Here is a 4,727-nt window from a genome sequence, read left to right on the forward strand (position 1 = left end):
GCACGCCTCAAGCACCTTGCGATCTTTCCTCGAAAGGTGGACTTCTCTTGCTTCGGGTATCATCCCGACCTTGAATCACGACTCACGTTCCAAGAAAAGTGGGTACTAGGCGACGGCGGTCGCGGCCATTCTGGCCGCCGCCTACCTCATCCCGGGGCCGCCAGCTGCACTTCGTGCTCCCATCGGTTGGATCGTCCGACGTCACGCGCGGACACAGAACCTTTCCAGCGCTCGCGACGTTTGCACAACTGGAGGAAGTGAGGACGTGTAATGAGGGCCAGAACGACATGCGGATACTGATCGTCGACGACCATCCCGTTGTTGTAACGGGCTGCCGGGCCTTGTTCACTTCGGACCCTTCCGTCGAGATCCTGGAAGCTTCCGATGCAAAGGACGGCCACCGTGCGTACTTGCAGAAGCATCCCGACGTCACGGTGGTTGACGTGACGCTTCCCGACCTTACCGGCTTCGAATTGTCCCGGCGAATCCGCAGGGATGATCCCGCCGCCAAAATAGTCATGTTCAGCGTGAGTGAAGATCCAGCGTTCGTGGTGCGCGCTGTGGAGATGGGCATTCAGGGATATGTCTCAAAGAGCGATAATCCCCGTCTCCTCGCCAAGGCCATCCGGAAGGTTGCAGCCGGGGAGCGCTTCGTCTCACCGCGTCTGGCTGAAGCGACAACCTTCGCGGGCGCGGCGATCAAGGCCAGTCCTTTGACGCAGATGAGCCCACGCGAACTCGAGATCCTGAGGCTTTTGGGTCGTGGCGACCGAATCTCAGAAGTCGCGTCCGAACTCGGCATCTCCTATAAAACCGTTGCCAACACGACCTCCATGCTGAAGTCCAAGCTCGGCGCTAAAAATCACTCCGACCTTGTCCGGATTGCAGTCGAGATCGATTTGTACCGGTGAAGAGTCGTCGACTGGGATCCCTTTTTTCGGCAGTTTTCGCGCAATATCGACATCGGCGAGCGTTCCGCTCACCTGCTTAAGAATCGAATTCTCTTTGATAGTTTTACGGCCGGCCGAAGGGTATTCTACGGGATAAAATGGCTTTTGAAGAGCAGCGCTTCACTCCTCGATTGCACAAGCGGGATCACCAGCAATCACCTTCAAGCTGCAGCCCCCTCCCCGTACTTGGAGCGGTAGACCTCTGACGGACCGCTAAGAGGCGAATATGGAGCTGTCACTAACTGGTTGAACTCATCGTCAGAAGCGTCCGCACGAACCCATTATGACAATTAGGAACGCAATCAGTCGAGCGGAGTTAAGTCGCCGCTTCGCATGCTGTGCGCGAGGCCTAGCGAAGGAAGCCCATGCGTCGCGTTCGACTTGTGATAGCAGATCGACGTCCCATTGTTCTGCAGGGTTTTGCATCGCTGCTCGGAGCGCAGCCCGATTTCGAAGTAGTCGCATGCTGTCTTGATGGAGCAAGTTGCCTTGCGGCCATTCGCAGTTTGACCCCCGACGTGGTGTTACTGGAGGACGGATTCACCGATGTAACCGCCTCCGACATCCTCGCCGTCGCGGACGACGAAGGTCTTTCCTCCCGGCTGGTGTTCTTCACTGCTACTGTCGCCTGCGGCGATCTCGCCAGGGCACTGGCGACCGGTGCTTGCGGCGCGATTTCGATGAACGCCAAACCAGAAGCGCTGGTGCAGTCCCTGAGGCTGGAAAAACCGGGGTCCGACCTGGCTAGGGTCGGTAACGAGGCTAATGGGATCGCCTCGTTCGGCAATAACGTTCTGGCGGTTCTGACCGTCAACGAGCGGACGATCATGGATCTCGTCGCCGAAGGTTTGTCGGACAGTGAAATTGCTCGGATGCTCGGTGTCTCTCTGGAGATCGTGAGGATTCACATCGACCACGCGCGACAGAAGCTCGGAATCAACAGCCGGACGGAGCTCGCTGCGCTGGCATTGTCCCGCCGTTATGGCGCGATGAGTATCCTGGCAGCTGCGATCCTGGCAGCATTGGACGATTCGCCAGGTCACGCCGCAACCGAAAGTTTCACGGTCATGCCCGCAAACGGCTGCGCGGAGGTCGTCACCATCAAAATCAGCCGCAAGGAAGCAGCATCAGGAGGCACCCCGGCCAGAGGCGTGAGTAAGGACCGCGCCGGCGCCGCAACTGGGACGTCATCGAACAGCAAAATCGTCGATCCCGTGGCCGAGATTGCCGCGAGCCTATTTGCGCAGGCAACACTCAACGCGCCGAGGCCGGGTTCGAGCAGCTACAGCATCTTCACAGTTGCAGCTTTCGCCGCCTTGATCTACGAGCTCGATGGTGCCAACCACGCCGTGCGGGCGTTCGATTTCGACGATGAAATCGTCAATTCATCTACCGCAAGCGACGCCAACGGACTGGCCTCCGCACTTCCCGGGTTCGCAAATTTCGGCGGCACGGCCGTGTACGATGGGGCGTTCGCATTCGAGTTCGCTCAAGGCGATACAATTGCCAAAGGCGGTGGCGAGCTTTATGTCGGCAATGCCCATGCGGAGGGTGGCGGCAGCGACCTAGAAATCACTATTCCGCGAGGTTCGGGGACCGTTGACGTTGTTGCGGCGGCCACGAACGAAGCCTCGCAGCGTGACCCAACGCAGACAGGTCGGGATAACGGGTCCAATCAGGATCGATCGCAATCGGACTTGCGCGCTTACGACAACAGCTCCGAAGCTGCTAAGCGCAAAGCCCCGGGAGACGATTTAAATTACGGTTTATCGCAGAAGGCGCTGCATGAGTCCGACAACAGTTCCGGAGCAGCCAAAGGGCACGCCAAGCATGAGGCCACGGGAGACGGTTTAAATCACGGTCAATCGCAAAAGGCGCTGCATGAGTCCGACAACAGCTCCGGAGCCGCCGAGGGGCACGCCAAGCATGAGGCCCCGGGAGACGGTTTAAATCACGGTCAATCGCAAAAGGCGCTGCTTGAGTCCGACAACAGCTCCGGAGCCGAGGGGTACGCCAAGCATGAAACCGCGGGAGAAGATTCGAATAGCGGACAGGCGCACGGCGATTTGCAGGCTTTCGAAGATGGCTCCACGGCCGGCAAGCAACACGCACAGCATCCACAGGCAGGTGATTTAGATACTGCCAAACCGCAGCGGGATATACCAACATCCGTAAATTCTGCCAACGACGCACATTCGGCATTGAAGATTGCGACTGCTGGAAAGAGCGGGCCTTCTTCCGGCAGCGCAGATCAGGCCAAATCAGCGGTTGGCACGGAACTTGGCGATTCCTTTCATTTTAAAAATGGCGCCGACAATACGTTTTCAGACATGTATGACCTACAGCAACTGAGCCACGGAAATGGAAAAACCTATGGAGATGGTCAGCATGCTGTTGCACGCGAGGGGCAGGAGCCGGTCCAGGATGCTGACGGGATTGATATTTCGGATGCGCACCACGATCACTCAGGGCACGCCAATCTCCATGCGGCTCACGATTTGATTGTGTAGCAATTACTGATCGAATGGGCCGTGCTGCCTTCAGAACAGCAAGATCATCCGTGTCGGCCAAGTCGGCGTTCACCACAGCATTCGAGCATCCCTCGAGGCGCTCGCGACGCCATCAAGGCGATCCAGGATAAGACCAAGGTATCCAGGGTCGTAGAGGAGCTGCTCGATGGCTGGACGGGACCAGCCGTCGCCTTGGGACCTCTCGGCGCTCTCCCGCGACATCACCCGGCTGCTATATTCCTAAGGCCAGACCAGATGGTGAGCGACGGTTTGAACGAGGGAGTGGTAGGCGACACCGCGAAGCTGGTGGCAGATCGGCTGATAGCGCGGATGCTTCGTCGCGACCCTTCGTTGGTGGAGAGGGCGAGGCCGCTCATGCCCGCCAAGCCCAGTTCGCAGCTGGCCCTTCGTGCGCGAGTGGGAGGACCTCCTTGCGCTACCGCTCGGCAAGCTCGCATCGAATCTTATCAGCCGTGACCGCGAGATGGTGCGGCTGCGCAACAGTTCTCCGTTCTATCTTGCTGAGGGCGTTGACTTAGGCGACTACGACGCCAGGCTCCGCCTCGGAAGGGCGGCGCGACGGGTCGCCAAGCGAGCATCTGGAGCTTCACCCAAGGACCCCGGACGAGGGCAGAGAGCATCAAATGGAAAACCCCGCCGTCGCCGGCGGGGTTTTTTGTGTCCTACGAAATAGAGGGCGTTTAATTAGGGGCGTTTTATGCTCGTCGCCGCAGCGCGGAAAGGGCCTCTCCGAGAGCCGCCTTTTCCTAGGTCACCAGCTACGGGTCCTGAAGCTGAAACCGACGCTCGGGCCACCGCCGTAGTAGCCGTAGCCGCGGTCGTAATAACCCGGCCCTCCGTAGGAGCCGTAGCTGCGGCGCACCACGTACCCGTCATCATCGCCGTAGTAGCGCTGGTAGCGGGGGCCGCGGGTCCGGTAGCATCGTCCATACTCGTTGCAGACCAGGCGGACCTGGTCGATGGCGGAGGCTTCCGTCGAGCCGGCGGCGGTCGGATTGAGCGGGGCGGCGACCGCCGCCGATCCCAGCACCGCTGCGGCCACGGCGCCAAGTGCGATTGTCTTCATGTTCGTTTCTCCTCGATGTGAACTCAGTCGATCTCTTCGATGATGCGACGATCGCCCGGTTCGACGATGTAGTACCCACTTTTCTTGGAACGTGAGTCGTGATTCAAGGTCGGGATGATACCCGAAGCAAGAGAAGTCCACCTTTCGAGGAAAGATCGCAAGGTGCTTGAGGCGTGCTGT

At 59.1% G+C, this 4,727-nt stretch carries 3 protein-coding genes; 2 read left to right on the plus strand and 1 reads right to left on the minus strand.

All coding sequences use genetic code 11. The features are described 5' to 3' along the window. Positions 1-287 precede the first annotated feature (287 nt). Both QJT78_RS48600 and QJT78_RS48605 read left to right on the plus strand, forming a co-directional pair. Positions 288-911, plus strand: a complete 624-nt coding sequence (locus QJT78_RS48600; protein ID WP_281460765.1) for a response regulator transcription factor — start codon at positions 288-290, stop codon at positions 909-911. Between the two features lie 404 nt (positions 912-1,315). Further along, positions 1,316-3,460 carry a response regulator transcription factor gene (locus tag QJT78_RS48605; protein WP_212496801.1) on the plus strand — a complete coding sequence of 715 codons (2,145 nt, stop codon included), beginning with the start codon at positions 1,316-1,318 and terminating at the stop codon, positions 3,458-3,460. Positions 3,461-4,232: 772 nt separating this feature from the next. Here QJT78_RS48605 and QJT78_RS48610 read toward each other — a convergent pair. Next, positions 4,233-4,547, minus strand: coding sequence for a hypothetical protein (locus QJT78_RS48610; RefSeq protein ID WP_253574796.1), 315 nt, complete (start codon positions 4,545-4,547; stop codon positions 4,233-4,235). Between the last annotated feature and the right edge of the window lie 180 nt (positions 4,548-4,727).

The sequence above is a fragment of the Bradyrhizobium sp. Mp27 genome (genome assembly GCF_029953005.1).
Taxonomy (GTDB): domain Bacteria; phylum Pseudomonadota; class Alphaproteobacteria; order Rhizobiales; family Xanthobacteraceae; genus Bradyrhizobium; species Bradyrhizobium barranii.

What these genes read in the sequence shown, in the direction of transcription:
- QJT78_RS48600 (WP_281460765.1), top strand. Translation starts at nt 288, where the DNA reads ATGCGGATACTGATCGTCGACGACCATCCCGTTGTTGTAACGGGCTGC.
- QJT78_RS48605 (WP_212496801.1), top strand. Translation starts at nt 1,316, where the DNA reads ATGCGTCGCGTTCGACTTGTGATAGCAGATCGACGTCCCATTGTTCTG.
- QJT78_RS48610 (WP_253574796.1), bottom strand. Translation starts at nt 4,547, where the DNA reads ATGAAGACAATCGCACTTGGCGCCGTGGCCGCAGCGGTGCTGGGATCG.